At 35.3% G+C, this 19,063-nt stretch carries 18 protein-coding genes and 21 tRNA genes; 6 read left to right on the forward strand and 33 right to left on the reverse strand.

Features of this window, described 5'->3' with window-relative positions:
• Nucleotide 1: 1 nt before the first annotated feature.
• The 3 genes from EDD62_RS04890 to EDD62_RS04900 all read right to left on the reverse strand — a co-directional run bounded on the left by EDD62_RS04890 (nucleotide 2) and on the right by EDD62_RS04900 (nucleotide 2,847).
• Nucleotides 2-1,186, reverse strand: a complete 1,185-nt coding sequence (locus EDD62_RS04890) for a metallophosphoesterase family protein (RefSeq protein WP_077139932.1) — start codon at nucleotides 1,184-1,186, stop codon at nucleotides 2-4.
• Between the two features lie 115 nt (nucleotides 1,187-1,301).
• Nucleotides 1,302-1,661, reverse strand: coding sequence for a YlbF/YmcA family competence regulator (locus EDD62_RS04895; RefSeq protein ID WP_077139931.1), 360 nt, complete (start codon nucleotides 1,659-1,661; stop codon nucleotides 1,302-1,304).
• A gap of 55 nt (nucleotides 1,662-1,716) precedes the next feature.
• Nucleotides 1,717-2,847 (reverse strand): DUF445 domain-containing protein, encoded by a 1,131-nt coding sequence (locus EDD62_RS04900; protein ID WP_123807754.1) that lies wholly within the window; start codon nucleotides 2,845-2,847, stop codon nucleotides 1,717-1,719.
• Between the two features lie 69 nt (nucleotides 2,848-2,916).
• Here EDD62_RS04900 and EDD62_RS04905 point away from each other — a divergent pair, with 69 nt between their 5' ends.
• Nucleotides 2,917-3,786: a cation diffusion facilitator family transporter gene (locus EDD62_RS04905; RefSeq protein WP_077139929.1), complete on the forward strand. Its 870-nt coding sequence runs from the start codon at nucleotides 2,917-2,919 to the stop codon at nucleotides 3,784-3,786.
• Here the strand turns inward: EDD62_RS04905 and EDD62_RS04910 are convergent, their stop codons facing one another.
• Nucleotides 3,787-4,416, reverse strand: coding sequence for a response regulator transcription factor (locus tag EDD62_RS04910; protein WP_077139928.1), 630 nt, complete (start codon nucleotides 4,414-4,416; stop codon nucleotides 3,787-3,789).
• A gap of 31 nt (nucleotides 4,417-4,447) precedes the next feature.
• Nucleotides 4,448-5,572 carry a GAF domain-containing sensor histidine kinase gene (locus EDD62_RS04915; RefSeq protein WP_083705822.1) on the reverse strand — a complete coding sequence of 375 codons (1,125 nt, stop codon included), beginning with the start codon at nucleotides 5,570-5,572 and terminating at the stop codon, nucleotides 4,448-4,450.
• Nucleotides 5,573-5,633: 61 nt separating this feature from the next.
• On the opposite strand from EDD62_RS04915, the gene EDD62_RS04920 reads away from it, so the two are divergent.
• From EDD62_RS04920 to EDD62_RS04930, 3 genes are read left to right on the forward strand one after another with little or no spacing between them, the layout of a single operon-like run.
• A complete protein-coding gene (locus EDD62_RS04920) occupies nucleotides 5,634-6,053 on the forward strand; it encodes a disulfide oxidoreductase (RefSeq protein ID WP_249037330.1) in 420 nt (139 codons plus the stop codon).
• The gene (locus EDD62_RS04925) at nucleotides 6,046-6,537 is read left to right on the forward strand and encodes a thioredoxin family protein (RefSeq protein ID WP_123807755.1); all 492 of its coding nucleotides are present in this window, start codon (nucleotides 6,046-6,048) and stop codon (nucleotides 6,535-6,537) included. The genes EDD62_RS04920 and EDD62_RS04925 overlap by 8 nt, the downstream gene beginning before the upstream one ends.
• A complete protein-coding gene (locus EDD62_RS04930) occupies nucleotides 6,530-7,378 on the forward strand; it encodes an RluA family pseudouridine synthase (RefSeq protein WP_123807756.1) in 849 nt (282 codons plus the stop codon). The genes EDD62_RS04925 and EDD62_RS04930 overlap by 8 nt, the downstream gene beginning before the upstream one ends.
• Nucleotides 7,379-7,455: 77 nt before the next feature.
• On the opposite strand, the gene EDD62_RS04935 is transcribed toward EDD62_RS04930, so the two are convergent.
• From EDD62_RS04935 to queG, 8 genes are all read right to left on the reverse strand, one after another.
• Nucleotides 7,456-9,582, reverse strand: a complete 2,127-nt coding sequence (locus tag EDD62_RS04935; protein ID WP_407922654.1) for an RNA degradosome polyphosphate kinase — start codon at nucleotides 9,580-9,582, stop codon at nucleotides 7,456-7,458.
• 44 nt (nucleotides 9,583-9,626) lie between these two features.
• Nucleotides 9,627-11,180, reverse strand: coding sequence for a Ppx/GppA family phosphatase (locus EDD62_RS04940; protein WP_123807757.1), 1,554 nt, complete (start codon nucleotides 11,178-11,180; stop codon nucleotides 9,627-9,629).
• A complete protein-coding gene (gene fumC / locus EDD62_RS04945) occupies nucleotides 11,180-12,568 on the reverse strand; it encodes a class II fumarate hydratase (RefSeq protein WP_123807758.1) in 1,389 nt (462 codons plus the stop codon). The genes EDD62_RS04940 and fumC overlap by 1 nt, the downstream gene beginning before the upstream one ends.
• Before the next feature lie 122 nt (nucleotides 12,569-12,690).
• Nucleotides 12,691-12,810: a hypothetical protein gene (locus EDD62_RS09175; protein WP_407922662.1), complete on the reverse strand. Its 120-nt coding sequence runs from the start codon at nucleotides 12,808-12,810 to the stop codon at nucleotides 12,691-12,693.
• A 70-nt stretch (nucleotides 12,811-12,880) separates the two neighbouring features.
• Nucleotides 12,881-13,639 carry a glucosamine-6-phosphate deaminase gene (locus tag EDD62_RS04950; RefSeq protein ID WP_123807759.1) on the reverse strand — a complete coding sequence of 253 codons (759 nt, stop codon included), beginning with the start codon at nucleotides 13,637-13,639 and terminating at the stop codon, nucleotides 12,881-12,883.
• A gap of 420 nt (nucleotides 13,640-14,059) precedes the next feature.
• Nucleotides 14,060-14,809, reverse strand: coding sequence for an oxygen-insensitive NADPH nitroreductase (gene nfsA, locus EDD62_RS04955; RefSeq protein ID WP_123807760.1), 750 nt, complete (start codon nucleotides 14,807-14,809; stop codon nucleotides 14,060-14,062).
• A 62-nt stretch (nucleotides 14,810-14,871) separates the two neighbouring features.
• On the reverse strand, nucleotides 14,872-15,345 hold the full coding sequence (gene trmL / locus EDD62_RS04960; protein WP_123807761.1) for a tRNA (uridine(34)/cytosine(34)/5-carboxymethylaminomethyluridine(34)-2'-O)-methyltransferase TrmL: 474 nt from the start codon (nucleotides 15,343-15,345) through the stop codon (nucleotides 14,872-14,874).
• Nucleotides 15,335-16,480 (reverse strand): tRNA epoxyqueuosine(34) reductase QueG, encoded by a 1,146-nt coding sequence (gene queG, locus EDD62_RS04965; RefSeq protein ID WP_123807762.1) that lies wholly within the window; start codon nucleotides 16,478-16,480, stop codon nucleotides 15,335-15,337. Before queG ends, trmL begins: the two co-directional genes overlap by 11 nt.
• 128 nt (nucleotides 16,481-16,608) lie before the next feature.
• On the opposite strand from queG, the gene EDD62_RS04970 reads away from it, so the two are divergent.
• Together EDD62_RS04970 and EDD62_RS04975 are read left to right on the forward strand one after the other, a co-directional pair.
• Nucleotides 16,609-16,690 (forward strand) — tRNA-Leu (locus EDD62_RS04970).
• Nucleotides 16,691-16,803: 113 nt separating this feature from the next.
• Nucleotides 16,804-17,178 carry a PH domain-containing protein gene (locus EDD62_RS04975; RefSeq protein WP_123807763.1) on the forward strand — a complete coding sequence of 125 codons (375 nt, stop codon included), beginning with the start codon at nucleotides 16,804-16,806 and terminating at the stop codon, nucleotides 17,176-17,178.
• 81 nt (nucleotides 17,179-17,259) lie between these two features.
• Here the strand turns inward: EDD62_RS04975 and EDD62_RS04980 are convergent.
• The 20 genes from EDD62_RS04980 to EDD62_RS05075 all read right to left on the reverse strand — a co-directional run bounded on the left by EDD62_RS04980 (nucleotide 17,260) and on the right by EDD62_RS05075 (nucleotide 19,047).
• A tRNA-Cys gene (locus EDD62_RS04980) sits at nucleotides 17,260-17,330 on the reverse strand.
• Nucleotides 17,331-17,333: 3 nt separating this feature from the next.
• Nucleotides 17,334-17,405 (reverse strand) — tRNA-Gln (locus tag EDD62_RS04985).
• Nucleotides 17,406-17,415: 10 nt separating this feature from the next.
• Nucleotides 17,416-17,491, reverse strand: a tRNA-His gene (locus tag EDD62_RS04990).
• Nucleotides 17,492-17,497: 6 nt separating this feature from the next.
• Nucleotides 17,498-17,568, reverse strand: a tRNA-Trp gene (locus EDD62_RS04995).
• A gap of 10 nt (nucleotides 17,569-17,578) precedes the next feature.
• Nucleotides 17,579-17,662, reverse strand: a tRNA-Tyr gene (locus EDD62_RS05000).
• Nucleotides 17,663-17,700: 38 nt separating this feature from the next.
• Nucleotides 17,701-17,776, reverse strand: a tRNA-Thr gene (locus tag EDD62_RS05005).
• Between the two features lie 12 nt (nucleotides 17,777-17,788).
• Nucleotides 17,789-17,864: transfer RNA gene (locus tag EDD62_RS05010), tRNA-Phe, on the reverse strand.
• A gap of 11 nt (nucleotides 17,865-17,875) precedes the next feature.
• Nucleotides 17,876-17,951 (reverse strand) — tRNA-Asp (locus EDD62_RS05015).
• 23 nt (nucleotides 17,952-17,974) lie between these two features.
• Nucleotides 17,975-18,048 (reverse strand) — tRNA-Met (locus tag EDD62_RS05020).
• 20 nt (nucleotides 18,049-18,068) lie between these two features.
• A tRNA-Ser gene (locus tag EDD62_RS05025) sits at nucleotides 18,069-18,161 on the reverse strand.
• 9 nt (nucleotides 18,162-18,170) lie between these two features.
• Nucleotides 18,171-18,247: transfer RNA gene (locus EDD62_RS05030), tRNA-Ile, on the reverse strand.
• A gap of 18 nt (nucleotides 18,248-18,265) precedes the next feature.
• Nucleotides 18,266-18,339: transfer RNA gene (locus EDD62_RS05035), tRNA-Met, on the reverse strand.
• Between the two features lie 17 nt (nucleotides 18,340-18,356).
• Nucleotides 18,357-18,432 (reverse strand) — tRNA-Ala (locus EDD62_RS05040).
• A 17-nt stretch (nucleotides 18,433-18,449) separates the two neighbouring features.
• Nucleotides 18,450-18,523 (reverse strand) — tRNA-Pro (locus EDD62_RS05045).
• 7 nt (nucleotides 18,524-18,530) lie between these two features.
• Nucleotides 18,531-18,604: transfer RNA gene (locus EDD62_RS05050), tRNA-Arg, on the reverse strand.
• A 10-nt stretch (nucleotides 18,605-18,614) separates the two neighbouring features.
• Nucleotides 18,615-18,703: transfer RNA gene (locus EDD62_RS05055), tRNA-Leu, on the reverse strand.
• 6 nt (nucleotides 18,704-18,709) lie between these two features.
• Nucleotides 18,710-18,784 (reverse strand) — tRNA-Gly (locus tag EDD62_RS05060).
• Between the two features lie 11 nt (nucleotides 18,785-18,795).
• Nucleotides 18,796-18,879, reverse strand: a tRNA-Leu gene (locus EDD62_RS05065).
• Nucleotides 18,880-18,887: 8 nt separating this feature from the next.
• Nucleotides 18,888-18,960: transfer RNA gene (locus EDD62_RS05070), tRNA-Lys, on the reverse strand.
• 11 nt (nucleotides 18,961-18,971) lie between these two features.
• A tRNA-Thr gene (locus EDD62_RS05075) sits at nucleotides 18,972-19,047 on the reverse strand.
• Between the last annotated feature and the right edge of the window lie 16 nt (nucleotides 19,048-19,063).

The following is a 19,063-nucleotide window of genomic DNA, read 5'->3' on the forward strand; positions in this document are numbered from 1 at the left end:
ATTATGACCTTCTCATTAATGAATTTAAGTATGCTTCACCGTCTAACAACAGTTGTTCATTATCAACGTCGTTTAATTGTTTTAAATAACGATTCGCTTTCGGATTTAGATATAAGTCTTGTGTCGCTTCTTGAACCAAATCATCACGCTCTAAAAATGTAGATCTAAACTCTTGGATTAACATATCATGCATTCTCGTCGAATGATTCCAAGTTAAATCTTCTAACCATATAAAATTCTTTTCTCTGAGCTCATTCTCATTCAAGAGTTGTCTAATTTCAAGTAAATCTATATTATCTACATCTTTTGTTTTATGGTCTAATTCCAAATAAATCATTTGGCTATAATGTTCTCTATGGTTATCTTTGTATGATTTAATTTCATCGAATAATTGTTGAGTTGTTTCAGCTTCGGTTTCGATCGTTATTCTGTTCCATACTATTGATTGTGTAGGGATAAAGCGTGTTTTTAACTTTGCTTTATCTCCTTGAACGTATAAAAATCCTTTTTCACCCGATTCATTAATGTGCCTTCCTTGAATATTCCCAGGATAATGAATTTCAGGTAAGTCACTCAACATTTGTCGTTTATGAATGTGGCCTAATGCCCAATAGTGATATAGCTTTTCATTTAACTGTTCGAGTGTGAATTCCGTATATCTTTCTTTAACATCCATTGCTTTAGAGTACGTACCATGTAAAATCCCGATATGTATCCCTTTGTTTTCATGATTCGTCGGGTATTCATCTAATTTATTTTCATAGCTCATGTCTTTTTGATAGCTAAATCCGTGAATAAATACATGTTCATTTCTTTTCGTAATCAACTCATAACTTCCAACGTCTTTATCAAAAACAACAACATTTTCAGGAAGCGTTGTTTTAACCCCATCATTTAATGGATCATGATTTCCATGAATCATATAAACGAATATATCATGGTCCTGAAGTTGTTCGAACATATCACGGATGAATACTTCAGCTTTTAATGTTCTATTTAACTGATCGAATACATCCCCAGATATAATGATGAAGTCAACTTCTTTATCAATTGCATGTTGAACAATTTTACGAAAGCTTTCATAGCCACTTTGCATCACTTTATTCAAAATTGTTTCAGGTAAATGATGCTTTGATTTAAATGGACTATCCAAGTGCAAGTCTGCACAATGTATAAACGAAATCATGAAACCACTCCAATTTTCAAAATCTACATATATATTATCACTTTATTATATCGTATTTTCAAGAAAAAAAGGAGTATAGCCTATGCTATACTCCTTACGGTTCTATACCAATATATTATTCTTCATCTTGTTGAAGACCATATAATTCTTCAATTGGTTCCATAATGATTTTGTTTACATCTTGGATTAATACGCTCATGCGTTGTTCTGCTTCCATTAATCCTTTAATTGTTTCATTTTGTTCAATTTGTTCAGCAGAAGCTTGTGCTTGTTGAACTTCTTCTTCAGTGATTTCTTCACCTTGCATTTGTTTTTGTTGTAACGTCATTTGAATATTACGGAAATCATCAAAAGTTTTTTTCGTTTCAGGATCAGCGTTTACATTGTTATACGCTTCTTTAATATTATTGAACTCCTCACTCTCGCGAATGATTTTGCTCATTTCATGTGCTTTATCATGAATATTGTTTGACATAGTGACATTCTCCTTTATTAATTAGTCTAATAACACATTAACATATCTAAGTCTTTTATACCATTATTGCGATTAACCCTTGAATTATCCCAATAAAACACCCGAGTATAAATCCTAATCGTGTAATCATTTTAAGTTCATTTCGAGCGACGTCCATCACAAGCGTTTCGATATAATTCAAGTCAAAGCTATCGATTTGATCTTTAACCATTTGCTTTATATCCATATTGTCGACAATCGTCGGTAAATGTGTTGAAGCAGTGATAACAATACGTTTTGATATATTGTCAGTCCCTGCATTTCTTATCGTTGAAACAAATGATTGAGACACATCCTTAAGTGGTTTGTGATATATTGACTGAACGCGATCACTATGTAATAAATGTTCACTTCCCTCTTTAAAAATATCATACAAATTAAGTTTATCAGCATAATATCCAATCGGGTGATCAAGTAGTTCATTATATGTTAATTGAATTTGATCATCTAACTTTTGAATAAAGTCATCATCATTAATTAACTTTATGAGTTCTAAAATGACTTTTTTTGCAAGATCTTCTTTTGTCATGACGAGATAAATACTACGAGCCAATCGTCCTTTCGTCTGAATGAACTTGTCAATCATCATTGTAAAGTCATCTAATGCCCGACTTGATTTTAAATAATCGATTAACTTCTGTCTAATCAACGGATTTATTTCACTTACACCATCATCTATACGTACTTTAAATAGTGTTGGGATGACATTCTTTAACGGTTTATCTTCATAATCAGTTAGCAATTTTACAAAATGTTTATCAATCGTTTGTAAAATATGCGTGTTAAACCATTCATCTGGCTTTGGATGGAAGTTTAACAAAATATCATGAATACTACGTTCAGATAATAATAATCTTTCGAGTTGCGAATCAATCCATTCACTAATCCAATGAATCGTTGATGGTGCATTTAACTTAGACTGAAATACATCCTTAGTTAATAAATGACTAGACACCATTTCTCCTAGTTGTTGCGATAAATGATTCCTTCTGGATGGGATGACACCAGGTGTAAATGGTAATTTCTTATTAAAAATATAGATTGGTTTATACGGCCTAAAGAGCATTTTAATTGCAATCATATTCGTTACGCCACCGATCAGACCACCGACACATGCCATAAATATTATAATTAATATTATTTTCATTATCTTACTCCTTTAAATTGTGCGACCTGATTAAATACGTTATGATACTGTTTGAGGTGATTGTGCTGTATGGAATCTATTCAAGATAAAGTGAAACACGCTAAGTTTGGTGCTTATTTAAGTATATTTACTTATTTAATCTTAACCGTGTTCAAATTAATATATGGTTACATTTTTCATTCCAACGCATTGATTGCTGATGGATTGAATAATTCTACTGATATAATATCCTCTATTGCAATTTTAATTGGACTATCCATCTCAATTAAACCTGCTGACAAAATACATAATTATGGCCATTATCGTGCAGAGTTTGTTGCAAGTTTACTCGCAAGCTTCATTATGTTTGCGGTCAGTGTTCAAGTACTTATAGATGGCATTACAAGCTTTATTAATGACACGCATCAAGTACCGAATATAAACGCAAGTATTATCGCATTGATTTCTGGTATTATCATGCTCATTGTAAGTTTTATCAATCGTCGTATTGCGAAAAAAACATCGAGTACAGCTTTAAAGGCTGCAAGTTACGATAATTTAAGTGATGCTCTCGTGTCCTTTGGTGCAGCGATTGGTATTATAGGTGTATCACTGGGATTCAACATATTAGACACGATTGCAGCGCTGGTCATCGGTCTTATTATTATGAAAACGAGTTTAGGTATATTTAAGGAATCTACCATAACATTAACTGATGGATTTGACCATGATGAACTGCAAAAAATGCATCAACTCGTTGATAGTCACAAAGATGTATATCATGTTAAAGATATTAAAGCGAGAAGTCACGGTATGGTCACTTTTATTGATGTTACAGTGACTGTAGATCCCCATCTGAATGTCACTGAGAGTCATTACATCACGGAACAAATCGAAACAATACTGATCGATTATTATCAAAACGCTGAAACGATCGTTCATATTGAGCCAGAATATTAATTATTTCATCGTTAAGCTGTACTTTTGATTATAAAGTACAGCTTGCGTTCTATCGTATACATCTAGCTTTCTAAGTATATTCGATATATGTGTTTTGACCGTTTTTTCAGAAACATATAATTTTTCTCCAATTTCACGATTGTTTAATCCTAGACTCATCGCCGCAAGCACTTCGAGCTCTCTGTTAGATAAAGGATTTTTCAAATGAGGTAACTCATCAATATCACTGACCATCCCTTTAATTTCTTGACTGACTACATTGACCCCTTTATAGACCTCGATAATATTTTTGATTAGATTTTTGGGTGCAATATCCTTTAATAGAAAACCATCAGCACCCGATTGGTACGCTGGAATGATATACTTCTCCTCTAAATAACTTGTCAATATAATGACTTTCATTTGAGCGTTCGTTGATTTGATTTGTTGTGTAATCTGTATCCCATTCATCTCTGGTAATACGAGATCGACAATGATAACATCAACTGTCTCAACAGTAGATTGTAAATAATTTATTGCCTCTTCACCATTTGAAAACTCTGCAATGACTTCCATATTCTCAGTAGATTCGATTAAGTATTTCAATCCTTGCCTGACGATTGAATGGTCATCAATAATCACGATATTCATATCTTTCCCTCTTTCTTTATACTTTCAAATGTTAGATTGGAACTTCTATATTTATTGATGTTCCTACATCCTGTTGTGAAACAATATTAATTTTACCGTTCAATTTATGAATACGTTCTTTCATATTCGTTAAACCATAATGATGGTTTAACACATGCGTCGTGTCAAATCCTACACCAGAGTCAATAAACTTCACGTTCAATTGATTTGATTGTTGTTCTATGAAGATATCCATCACGTCAACGTATGCATGCTTGTATACATTGTTGATCACTTCTTGTCCAATTTTTAACATTTCCATTTCAACCGATTCATCTAAATGGATAATTCCATCAACATGTACACGAATCGTAATATTTAATAATTGGCCATATGATCTCCACGCTTCAATGAGCCCATTCTCTAATACAGAAGGTCTTAATTGCGTAAGTAATGATTTCATTTCATCTTGAGCTGTTTCGCTTGATGCTTCTATATTTTTGAACGCATCTTGCATTTTTATCATGTCTGTCGAGTTTTTCATCGCATGAGACATCATATGTATCGAAAAAAGCATCTGCTTCACTGAATCATGTAAATCTCTTGCAAGACGATTGCGTTCCTGTTGCCTTGTATGTTCTATTTGCTGCTCAGTTAATCGAATACGTTGAATTGTTGAACCGATTTGATATGCAATCGATTCAAGCAATGATAACTCATCTTGTGTATACTCAGTCCTATGTCGTATAGCAACATTTAACACACCATAATTATGATCTTTAGCAACGAGAGGGACGGTTGCATGATGCGTTATACCGTCACTTGCATTTCGTTGCTCATGATTCGCTAATTCAATTCTACTACAAACAATGATATTACTTGCTTTCATCAGTTCACCACTATGAAACTTCCTAACACACCAACAACTACCTTCATTCATATAATCACAGCTCAAACATTTGAGTGATTGTGGCAACTTATATTCTGTGATCATTTCGTGGTGTCCCGAGTCATTAATCAGAAATATCCATGCTGTTTCGAATGTAGAATGATCAACGAGTAATTTAATCGTTTTATAAAACATTCTATGAATATCGACTTCATTATTATGCATTTCTGCGATGGTCTTTAATAAGTTCAATTCATTCATTTCGTTCATAAAATCATCTCGTTTCATACTTATTATCTCGAATTTAAATGATATAATAGAACATATTATAAATTTTTGAGGTGATCATTTGCAAAATTCTAAACTCATGGCTCAAATCATATTTATTACGAGTCTTATTGCGACGCTTGGTTCTCTATATTTCTCTGAGATTAGAGGGTACTTGCCTTGTGAGCTTTGTTGGTATCAAAGAATTCTAATGTATCCAATCATCATCATTAGTTTGTCTCACATAATCTCGAACAGTAAATCATTAATATACCCTACTGTTATTTTATCATGCCTAGGTATTTTGGTATCATCATATCACTATGCACTACAAAATATTCCTGGATTAAGCGGTAGTCATGAATGCAAAATTGGAGATTGTACTGTACAATTTATTCAATGGGGTGGATTTATTACAATTCCATTTCTTGCACTAATTGCATTCATTATTATTTTTGTAAGTTCAATCATTTATATTAAAGGAGAGAAACACAATGAGTAACAAAATATTTTACGGCATTATTGGATTAATTATTGTAGCATTTGTAGGCGTTGTTATTTTCTTTCAAATAAATCAAAAATCAACGGATTATTATCCATATGATGGAATTGCTAAGGAAGATTTAAGTGGGCCATCGAAAGATTTACTCACAGATGAGAATTATCAAGATATCATTATCCCTAAAGACTTAGAGAACTATAAAAATGGTGAGGGTCTTGTTTATTTCTTTAGCCCAACGTGTTCATATTGTCGTGCTGCAACACCTGTATTGAATAAGGCGATTGATAATTTGGACATGGAGTACAAGCAGTTTAACTTATTAGAATACCAAAAGTTTGCACAAACATATCAAATAGAAGCAACACCTACGTTAATCTACTTCAAAGATGGAAAAGAAGTTAAACGTGTGTCAGGAAATCTAGGTTCTGTTGAAAACTTTGAAAAATTCTTAAAAGAAGCTAAAGAAGAGGCTAAAAATGCTTAAAATTAATTTATTAGAATCTTGGCAATCTCAAACGATTGACGAAGTACTTCAATCGAAATTCTTCTCAAAAAAAGTGCTTCATTTACTACGAATGAACAAACAAATTACATTGAACGGAGAGCCAATTAGACTTAACTATAAAATAGACCAAACTGGCGAACTCATTTTACCAGACGTGATAGATGCATCGAGTGATTATGCAAGAAGTGTTCGTTTCTGTGATGTTGTATATGAAGATGATTATGTTGCAATAGTCGTCAAACAACGTGGTGTCAAAACACATCCAAACGAACAACATGAACTGAATACGTTAATGAATCATGCGATGAACACAATAGATAGCGACTACTTAGAACCGATTCACCGATTGGACCAAGAAACAAAAGGTTTATTAATATTGTGTAAGCATCCTTATGTAAAATCCACTTTTGATACGATGTTAGATCAACGATTAATTTCTAGATTTTATATTGCCAATGTTCATAACAACGAATCATTGTCAGCACAAACGATTGATTTACCTATCGGGAAAGATTCAACACATGCTAACAAACGCCGGATTTCTAATCGCGGCCAACAAGCAATTACTCATATAGTAGATTTCATTGATTATAATAATGGTAAGTTCCCTATTTTGAAGTTAGATACAGGCCGCCAACATCAAATTCGTGTGCATTTAGAAGCGATAGGTCATTCGATTATTGGAGATCCACTGTATTCAGAGTCTCATTTAAGAAATCTAGCATTGTGTGCTTATAAAATAGAATTCGTTCACCCTTATACAGAAGATCTAATTTCTGTCGAAATTCCATTAGAAGATATTGATTTCTTGAATGACTAAACTAGTCATATGATGTCTAGTTTTCGATTGAAAAAACAGGAAGCCCGTAAGGGCTTCCTGTTTTTTTCTTTCAGTAATTATTTACGGAAACGATCTTTAATTTTAGTCAGCAATGAATCTTTATAAGGATTCATTTTGATGTTTGCTTGTCTAGCACGATCCATTAAGGCTTGTTGTGATGATAATGGTTCTTGATCATTATCAACGTATACATACTCACCGTTTGATTGTTGGATTCGCGCTTTCTTATTGTCATTTAATTCAATATCCATAATATCTAATAATCTTGATTTAATGCTTTCATCATAGATTGGGAATAAGATTTCAACACGTTTAATCATATTACGTGTCATCATATCTGCACTTGATAAATACATATTCCCCTCACCATTTTGATGGAAGTAATAAATTCGACTATGCTCTAAAAATCTTCCAACAATACTTAATACGCGAATATTCTCACTAACGCCTTCAATACCTGGTCTTAAACAACATATCCCTCGAACAACAAGGTCAACTTTAACACCTGCTTGACTTGCTTCATACAACTTCATAATAATCTTCTTATCTGTCAATGAATTCATCTTTGCAATGATGCGACCATTACCATGTTGTTTTTGATATTCGATCTCTTGATCAATCAATTCTCCGAATGCATCACGAATTTCAAATGGTGCAACGTATAAATGGTTGTAATCAGGACGCGTTGAATATCCACTTAAATAGTTAAAGAAATTCATCGCATCTTCACCAATGCCTGGATGTGTCGTAATTAATCCCATATCAGTATAAAGTTTAGCTGTAGAATCATTATAATTTCCAGTACCTAAATGAATGAAACGAACTAACTTATTGTTCACACGTTTAACAACTAAGGTAATCTTACTATGCGTCTTTAAATTGTTCATACCGTATATCACATGACATCCAGCATCTTCTAGTGTCTTCGCCCATTGAACATTGTTTTCTTCATCGAATCTCGCCTTTAACTCTACGAGTACCGTGACTTGTTTACCCGCTTCAGCTGCTTCTTTTAACGCTTGAATAATCGGTGATTCATCACTTACACGATACAATGTTTGTTTAATAGCCATCGTTTCTTTATCTTTAGCTGCTTCTTGAATGAATTGGACTATTGGCTTAAATGATTCATATGGGTGATGGAAGAATAAGTCTTCTTTTAATGCTTTCTCAAAAATATTGTGACCCTTTAATGATTCTGGTTCAGATGGCGTAAATGGTTCGAATGTCAATTGAGGTAATTCTTTTGATAACATTCCTGTAAAACCAAATAACATTGTTAAATCAAGTGGACCGTTTAAACGATACACATCACCTTCATGAATTTCTAATTCGTTCATTAAGAACGAACCATTTATCGTCGGGTTATCACGGATATCAATCTCTAGTCTAACCGCAGCACCACTTTTACGCTCTTTAAGGAATCTCTCAACTTCAATCAATAAGTCTTGAGCACCTTCTTCGTGTATTGATAAATCAGCATTTCGAGTAATTCTAAATGCAAACGTTCTATCAATATCATATCCTCTAAATAAATACGTGATGAAATGGCGAATTGTATCTTCAAGTAGTACAAAAATTTTCTTTTCCTCATCATTCACGCTAATAAATCGATTTAAAACAGTCGGCACTTGGACGATTGCTTCTTTTTCAAAACCATCTTGGACTAAATTGACAAAGATATTAATCTTTTTGTTTTGTAGTTTTGGGAATGGTCGATAAGCGTCAATTCCAAGTGGTGTTAATGTTGGCAATATTTCATTTAAGAAATATTGCTTCAATTCTTCCAATTGAGCTTCAGACAATTCATCCGGACGTTTGATTTCAACCTGATAGCTCTTCAATTCTTCCATTAACTGATCATACAATTCATATTGATAAGAACAGTTTCTTTGGTTTCGAATTGTGATTTGTTCAAGTTGCTCAGTAGGTGTCATTTGAGCTTTATTTTCTGGCTCATTAAATCCTGCTTTTACTTGGTCCTGCAATCCTGCAACACGAACCATAAAGAATTCATCTAAGTTAGAACTTGTTATTGCGATAAATTTTAATCTTTCAAGTAACGGATTAGATTCATCATCTGCTTCTTGTAATACACGATAGTTGAAGTCTAACCAACTTAATTCTCTATTATTGTAATATTCTTTATTATTCAGATTGATCTCTGACATATTATCACCCACCTTACATCACATTTAAATAACATCACTATTATCTCAAATTAATATTAAATTTTTGTAAATATTAAATTAAGATTTTTCTTTGTAATTTTCTCAATATGCTTTTTCTGGCGATCTGCTTGATACATTTCTGCAATCGCATCGCCTTGGTATTCAATCGTTAGATCTATAGTATCATCATCTACATTTGATATATATAGTCCTTTCACAATTGACGTATTCGATATATCTAATGCATGACAGAATTTCAATAGACCACCAAACGCTTGAATACGATCTTGTTCATCATTAGAAAACCATGGAATCTCATCCATATAAAACTTTAATAATGATTTATTTTTAAAAGAGGCTAACAGTGCTAATTTAACACGATCTTTATGGTTAATCCCATTAATATTGGAATTCGATAAAATGTAATACGTATGCTGAGAACTTGAATCAGCGTCAATGTATGCACCTAAATAATACAAAAATGCAGCATGTCGAATAAACTTCTTTTGAGATTTACTATGTTCGAAATAACCTTGCTTACGCAGTTCATAGTACATCGTTTCTGCAATCATAATGCGTTGATTGGCATTATCTAAATCGATATTATAATCACTCGCAAGTTCTAATAAACTATTTTTAAATACTTTATACCTGTCGAAAGGCATTTCAAAGTCTTTTTCTAAAATGCGCATTACAACGCCTTCTCTTAACCCTTTACGGCTAAATTTGAACATCTTCGCACCGACTTCATCATACAAAGCTTTAAATACGATGTTGCTCTGAACAATAATATCAGTCCGATCTTTACTTAATCCATCGATATCTTCCAAGTCTGATTCATCCGTATCGACTAACGTGTTAAATACATCATCTAAATCATCGATATCCATTTCATACCCATGGACACCTGCGATTGGATATTCATTCTTTGATTGATGTATACGCGCAATATTTCTCGCACTTCCACCAATTGCAATAATCGGAACATAGCGCTTTTCTAACCAACGAAGACTTGAAAATTGTTCCTTTACGTATTCAATCGTCTTATTGATTGCTTCCTTATCGTTATGTGGCTTGTCTTTAAAGAATATTTCCTTTAATGTCACAACGCCGAAAGGAAAACTATGACTATACTTTAGTTCTTTATCTTCAAAATAAGTCACTTCCGTAGAACCACCACCAATGTCTACTGTGACACCATCTTCTATTTCAATCGTATTAATGACTGCATAAAATCCGTAAAAAGCTTCTTCTGATTCTGATACAATCGTTAAAGATACACCTGTTTCTTCAAAAACACGCGACTTAATTTCATCTAAATTCGTACTCTGTCTTACTGCTGCAGTTGCAACTGGATATAATTCTTCGACGTCAAATTTATCTGATACTTTGCCAAAACTTTTCAATGTATCAATTAATACGCTAATTCCTTCGTCTGACATTTCTTTGTCTTCATTTAGATAACGATAAAGTCGTGCTGGTGTTTTAATATTTTGTAATTCTTTTAATCCGTGGCGTTTACTGAATTCAAATACGACAAGTCTGATCGTATTTGAGCCAATATCAATGAGTCCGATTCGCTTCGTTTTGCTATCTGCTGTACAAATCATTATGCTTTAGGCCCGATCATTTCTTCAGGTTTAATCCATTTATTAAATTGTTCCTCTGTTAAGAATCCTGACTCAATAGCAGATTCTTTCAGCGTAATTCCTTTTTCGTGCGCATTTTTTGCAATTTTAGCCGCTTTTTCGTATCCAATATGCGGGTTCAATGCTGTAACCAACATCAATGAGCGATTCAAAAACTGATCGATATTTTCTTGGATTGGTTTGATACCTACTGCACAATTATCATTGAATGTTTTAATCCCATCTGCTAATAGATAAATTGACTGTAATGTATTGAGTAAAATAACTGGCTTATATACATTTAACTCAAAATTCCCTTGACTTGCAGCCATTCCAACGGTTGTATCATTTCCGAAAATTTGAGTTGCAACCATTGTGATCATCTCTGCTTGGGTAGGATTAACTTTACCAGGCATGATTGATGAGCCGGGTTCATTCGCTGGAATTTCAATTTCACCAATCCCTGCACGTGGTCCTGATGCTAACCAACGGATATCATTGGCAATCTTCATAATGTCTGCTGCGAGAGCTTTCAAACTTCCATGGAAATAAACAACTTCATCATGACTTGTTAAAGCATGGAATTTATTCTCACTAGATGTAAAAGGATGACCTGTTTGTTCACTTAAGAACTTTGCAACTTTATCACCAAATTCGGGATGTGCATTTAATCCTGTACCCACAGCTGTTCCACCGATTGCAAGATTTAACATTTGTTTTTTGGATTCATTAATCATTTCAAGTGATTTGTCTAGCATAAATCTCCACCCACCAATTTCTTGGCCTAACGTGAGTGGTGTCGCATCTTGTAGGTGTGTACGACCTATTTTAACAATATCTTGATATGTTTCTTCTTGTGATTTAAATGTATCTCTTAATTCAGATACTGCATCGATCAATTTACGCTCAACTTCACCATACAATGCAACGTGCATTGCTGTAGGGAATGTATCATTCGAGCTTTGTGACATATTGACATCATCATTTGGATGTACAACTTCATCTGAACCTTGTTCTTTTAAATGAAGATTTGCAACATGAGCAACGACTTCATTCATATTCATATTACTTTGAGTTCCACTGCCTGTTTGCCAAACGACAAGTGGGAAGTGTTCATCCAACTCACCATTGATCACTTTATTTGTAGCGTAATGAATCGCTTCTTTCTTCATATCACTTAACTTGCCTAATTCATTATTCGCACTTGCACATGCCTTCTTTAATTCGGCGAAAGCATAGACAACTTCTATCGGCATCGTTTCTTTTCCAACCGGGAAGTTTCTTTTACTACGCTCTGTTTGAGCACCCCAGTACTTATCACTTGGCACTTCAATTTCTCCGATTGTATCTCTTTCTATTCTCACTGACATAATTTATACCCCCAAAGAATTAATCGTTTTCATATATTATTTTACATGAATTAAAGCCGTCTTTCACTATGTTTGACAATAAAAAAACAATAATATCCAATTGGATATTATTGCTTTAATTATTATTCATCGTCTTCTTCGTGATATTGCTCCATCTCTTTACCAAGCTCTTCAACATCTTCAAAATCTTCTGTCATATTATTATCATCAGTATTAGCAACTTTGTCTGGACCATGTTGCATTAGCGTATCTTCTACTTGCTCTTCTGTAGTTTCTTGATTATTTTTATCTTTACACATATAAATCACTCCTTTAAGAATATTGACTATAATAATAACTTTGGATATCTTGAGGTAATTCACTCGCTGCTTCTTTATCTAAAACAACAGTAACCATTCGATGTTCTTTTAATATAGAAGCCGGGAAATTTTCTGATACTTTTGCATCGTATAATTCACGGATAATATTCGCTTTATGTTGACCCGTTGCGACTAAAATAATTTCACGCGACTTCATTATATCTTTAATACCCATCGTAATTGCTTTCGTTGGAACATTACCATCAGCAAATTGATCTTTATTTTGCGACTTAGTTTCTTCAGACAAGTTCACAACGTGAACCCCTTCGTCAAAACTTGTACCTGGTTCATTAAATCCAATATGACCATTTTGGCCAATACCTAATAGTTGAAGAACTGGTGTACCGAATTCTTCTAACTTTTCATTAAACTGTTTCACAGCTTCTTCACCCGAACCTGTAGGGATAAATGATTGATGTTCTAAAACATTGACTTGACTATATAATTTTTCTTTCATGAAATAAGCAAAACTTTCTTTATTTGATGGATCTAAGTCAACATACTCATCAACATTAATAAATTTCAACTGACTCATATCAACAGGATGCTCTTTAATTTCATCGACTAATTGCTTGTAAATTGGCACCATTGTTTTGCCCGTTGCAAGTCCAATTGTACTTGTTGGATTATCATTCATTTGTTTACGTAAAATATTTGCTACATAATTTGCGGCTGTGTCTTCATTTTCAAAGATTTTAAAGTTCATTACCATTGTTGTTCCTCCTAGGTCGGAATTTCATACTTAATTAGTTTATACCCATTATCATGTATTGATTAAACATTTATTTTCGGATATAATTAATTTAATCAATTAAGTATTTAGGGGGATATCGATGAATTCATTTTTAATATTTCTAGTCTGCGCTGCGTTCTTAACTGCTTTACTTACTGCAGGACGTGAGTCTAAATACGGTTACAAAGAGGAAGAATAATATTTTGTTTTTAACACTAGTTGGACTAGTGTTTTTTTGATTTTGTTTTTTGAATGGAGAATTATTCCTTTTTGAATATCCGTATTCAGAGTATATCTCAAATACTCTGATTACCACATCTTTTTCAACCTTCCCCAATTCCATCACACTACTACTTACCCGGACAAAAAACAGCTAACAAAAGTTAGCTGTAATCTATTTTACTGTTTCAAAAATCCTTGTGACTTCACATAATCATCGACATCATAACGATACTTTCGTTGTAAAGATTTCAAGATGATATTTGTCCAGTTTGCATCTTTCTTATTCTCATCACGTGATTGATAATAAGCTCTAATATTCTCATCGTATTCTGCAATTTTTTCTTTCAAACCTTCAGTCTCGTAAGTATTCTCATGATAAACGACATCCATTGGCAGTCTTTCTTTCTGTGAACCTTCATCTGTTGGGTATCCTACAGCAAGACCAAATACTGGCATTGTGTATGGTGGTAATTGTAGTAATTCACTGACGCGTTTAATATCGTTACGCAACGAGCCTAAGAAACATGCGCCTAACCCTAATGATTCTGCTGCTAAATTTAGAGATTGTGCTGCAAGTGCTGCATCAACAACGCCGACAACGAATCCTTCTGTCGTTTCAAATGTCTGCGTCATCACTTCTGCATCAAATCCTTCTAATTGACTGTGTCGATAGTGATCCGCAACAAAAACGAATAAGTGTCCATTTGCTTCAACATACGGTTGCCCTGAAATTTCTCGTAATTCTTTCTTTACTTCCGGGTCAGTTATCCCAATAATAGAATATACTTGTCTATGACTTGATGTTGGTGCCATTTGAGCGGCTTGAACCAATGTTTTCACTTGTTCATCAGATAAAGTTTTGTCTTCAAATGCTCTAATAGTACGGTGGTTCATCATCAATTGAATTGTTTCATTTAAGTTATCCATCGTGTACACTCCTTAATAATAATGTTACTTAAAGTATACACTAACGATGTTTTAATCGCACATTATTGAATATTAGGATAGCCTTGTTGTCTCAATGCTTCATATATTAAAATTGCTGCAGTATTACTCAAATTTAACGATCTTACTTTATCAGTCATAGGGATTCTCAAAGCAGTATCCATGTACTTTTCTTTAAACCAGTCCGGCAGTCCCGTTGTTTCTTTACCAAAGATGAAATATATTTCTTCATCAACATCACTATAATCAAATGTCGTATGTGGTTTCTGTCCAAATTTTGTCAATAAATAATACGCACCACCTTGACTGTATTCTAAAAAATCTTCCAAGCTTTCATGATATACAACATTTAATAACTTCCAATAATCAAGACCTGCTCTTCTTAGCATCTTGTCATCCGTTGAAAATCCTAACGGTTTAATCAAATGTAATGTCGTATTTGTCGCGACACATGTTCTCCCTATATTTCCTGTATTACTCGGTATTTCCGGTTGATATAAAACGACGTTAATCGGCATATTGTTCTCTCCTTAATGTATTCAAAATATCATTTAATTCATCCAAGACAATCTGTTCAGTTTCTTTCTGTAGCGCTCTTTCAATAAACTCAATAGAAGATATACCTTCGATTTCTGCAATTGCCCAATACGCTGTTGCAACAATCATTGGCCTGACATCTTCTGAGATCACTTTTTTGAGTTCTGGTATGGCACTATCATCTTTAAAGTTCGCAAGTGCAATCATCGCATTTCTTTGAATCGGTTTTTTACCACGCCAAGCGCCTGCTAAATGACCATATGTCTCCTTGAATTCTCTATTACTCATTCGAAGCAATGGAATTAACAACGGTTTAACGACATCAGGTTCCACTTCGATATCTTCATGCGTCGTATTAATTCCTTTATTCAAAGGACATACTTGTTGACATGTATCACAGCCGTATAACCGATTCCCAATTTTCTTACGGTAATGTACATCCATCATTCCTTTCAACTGAGTCTGAAAAGATATACACTTCTTACTATTCAGACCACCTTCACCAAGCAATGCACCGGTTGGACAACGATCAACACATATCGTACAGTCTCCACAACTATCAATGATTGGATTATCACTAGGAAATGGCAAATTAATTAACATCTCACCTAAGTACGTCCATGTGCCAAGCTTCGGATTAATAACAAATCCATTCCGACCGGTAAATCCAAGACCCGCACGTTCCGCCACAGCACGATCGCTTAATACGCCTGTATCGACCATGTTCATACATTCAACTTCAGGAACACGATGTTTAATATATGCTTCAAGCTTGTTCAATCGATCATTTAATAACGTATGATAATCTTGACCCCAGGATGCTCTTGCAAAAATTCCACGACGTTCGTTCTTAGTAGATCTCGGAGCATCTTTTAATTTATTTGGATAGCCAACTGCTATTGCTATAATCGATTGAGCAGAAGGTAAACTAAGTTTAGGGTTAATTCGCTCATCAATGGTCCCAACTTCAAATCCTGAATCATACCCTTTAGCATAATATTCTTCAAGCTTAGGCCTTAATTCTTCGAACGGTTCAGCTGATGTGAATCCTATATCATCGATACCAATAGAATGCGCATAATCAACAATGTCTCGTTTCAATTGATAATAATTCATCATAGCCTCCCGAAATAGTTTATTGTATATTGTACATGATTTAACGAACAAACTCAATAAATGATTGAAAAGCTATTGACGGACACTACAATCTATAATAAAATAAATAAATCGAATAATAATATTAAGCCACCGTGGCGGAATTGGCAGACGCGTCGGACTCAAAATCCGATTCCTCACGGAGTGTCGGTTCGATCCCGACCGGTGGTATACAAACGACCTAATTGAGGTCGTTTTTTTATTCCATAGTTAATTATTGTAAAAATTATATTGATAGTATAAACTGATATTGAAATAAATCATAACGCTTTGGAGGGATTAATATGGGTCTATTTGATCAATTGATGGGTAACTCAAGTGAACAGAATCCAGAAGATGTTCAGGCAGAATTCGATGAATATTTATTAGATGATGAAATCGTAGAAAAAAGCTACATTTTACTAAGAGATTTATTTGTATTTACTAACAAAAGAATTTTAGTCATCGACAAACAAGGTTTCTCAGGTAAAAAGATTGAATTTATCACAATTCCATATAAAAATATCCGTGCTTTCAGTGTGGAAAATGCAGGGACGTTCGATGTTGAAGCAGAATTGAAGTTATATGTTGCAGGTATGCCGGCGCCATTGTTAAAAACATTCGATAAAAATACAAATATCAAAGGTTTACAACAAACGATTTCAAAACATGTTCTATAATGCATAGAGTACAGGAATGTACTCTTTTTTTATACAAAAAAAGAACCTCCATTGGAGATTCTTATATTTAATTCTATGTAAAGGCGCCAACCGGATTTGAACCGGTGATAGAGGTTTTGCAGACCTCGGCCTTACCACTTGGCTATGGCGCCATACTGGGCTAGTTGGATTCGAACCAACGCATGACGGAGTCAAAGTCCGTTGCCTTACCGCTTGGCTATAGCCCAATAATCAAAATGGGGCGACTGATGGGAATCGAACCCACGAATGTCGGAACCACAATCCGATGCGTTAACCACTTCGCCACAATCGCCATATACAGGGGTAGTAGGAATCGAACCCACACCAAAGGTTTTGGAGACCTCTATTCTACCGTTGAACTATACCCCTATCATAATAATGGTGGAGGGGGGCAGATTCGAACTGCCGAACCCGAAGGAGCGGATTTACAGTCCGCCGCGTTTAGCCACTTCGCTACCCCTCCATTATACACAATATACTAAAAAAAGATAAATAAAAAAATGGTGCCGGCCAGAGGACTTGAACCCCCAACCTACTGATTACAAGTCAGTTGCTCTACCAGTTGAGCTAGGCCGGCAACATTTTAAAATGGTGGCTCAAGACAGAATCGAACTGCCGACACAAGGATTTTCAATCCTTTGCTCTACCGACTGAGCTATTGAGCCAATATAAAAAATGGCGGTCCTGACGGGAATCGAACCCGCGATCTCCTGCGTGACAGGCAGGCATGTTAACCGCTACACCACAGGACCACATGTAATTGATAAAAAGAAAATTGCGGGAGACGGATTTGAACCATCGACCTTCGGGTTATGAGCCCGACGAGCTACCAGACTGCTCCATCCCGCGATAATAATATTAAATTTAAATGGCGGAGGAAGAGGGATTCGAACCCCCGCGAGCCGTTAAGCCCCTGTCGGTTTTCAAGACCGATCCCTTCAGCCGGACTTGGGTATTCCTCCGTAATGCAATGGTGGACCTTGCAGGATTCGAACCTGCGACCCAACGGTTATGAGCCGTTTGCTCTAACCAACTGAGCTAAAGGTCCAAATTCAAGCATTAAAAGTGGCGGTGGAGGGGATCGAACCCCCGACCTCACGGGTATGAACCGTACGCTCTAGCCAGCTGAGCTACACCGCCGATATGAAATTAAAAAATGGTGGAGAATAGCGGGATCGAACCGCTGACCTCCTGCGTGCAAAGCAGGCGCTCTCCCAGCTGAGCTAATCCCCCACAATATTATAAAAGAGTCGGGAAGACAGGATTCGAACCTACGACCCCTTGGTCCCAAACCAAGTGCTCTACCAAGCTGAGCTACTTCCCGATATATACGCGCCCGAGAGGAGTCGAACCCCTAACCTTTTGATCCGTAGTCAAACGCTCTATCCAATTGAGCTACGGGCGCAAAAAACAAATGGTGCCTAGGACCGGAATCGAACCGGTACGGTAGTCACCTACCGCAGGATTTTAAGTCCTGTGCGTCTGCCAGTTCCGCCACCCAGGCATATCATGGAGCGGAAGACGGGATTCGAACCCGCGACCCCCACCTTGGCAAGGTGGTGTTCTACCACTGAACTACTTCCGCATTATTAAAGATGGTGCGGGTGAAGGGAGTCGAACCCCCACGCCAAAGGCGCTAGATCCTAAGTCTAGTGCGTCTGCCAATTCCGCCACACCCGCAATATAAATGAGCCATAGAGGATTCGAACCTCTGACCCTCTGATTAAAAGTCAGATGCTCTACCGACTGAGCTAATGGCTCATCATAATAAATGGTGCCGGCCAGAGGACTTGAACCCCCAACCTACTGATTACAAGTCAGTTGCTCTACCAGTTGAGCTAGGCCGGCTTATTAAGTTAAAAAA

This window comes from Abyssicoccus albus (assembly GCF_003815035.1).
Taxonomy (GTDB): domain Bacteria; phylum Bacillota; class Bacilli; order Staphylococcales; family Abyssicoccaceae; genus Abyssicoccus; species Abyssicoccus albus.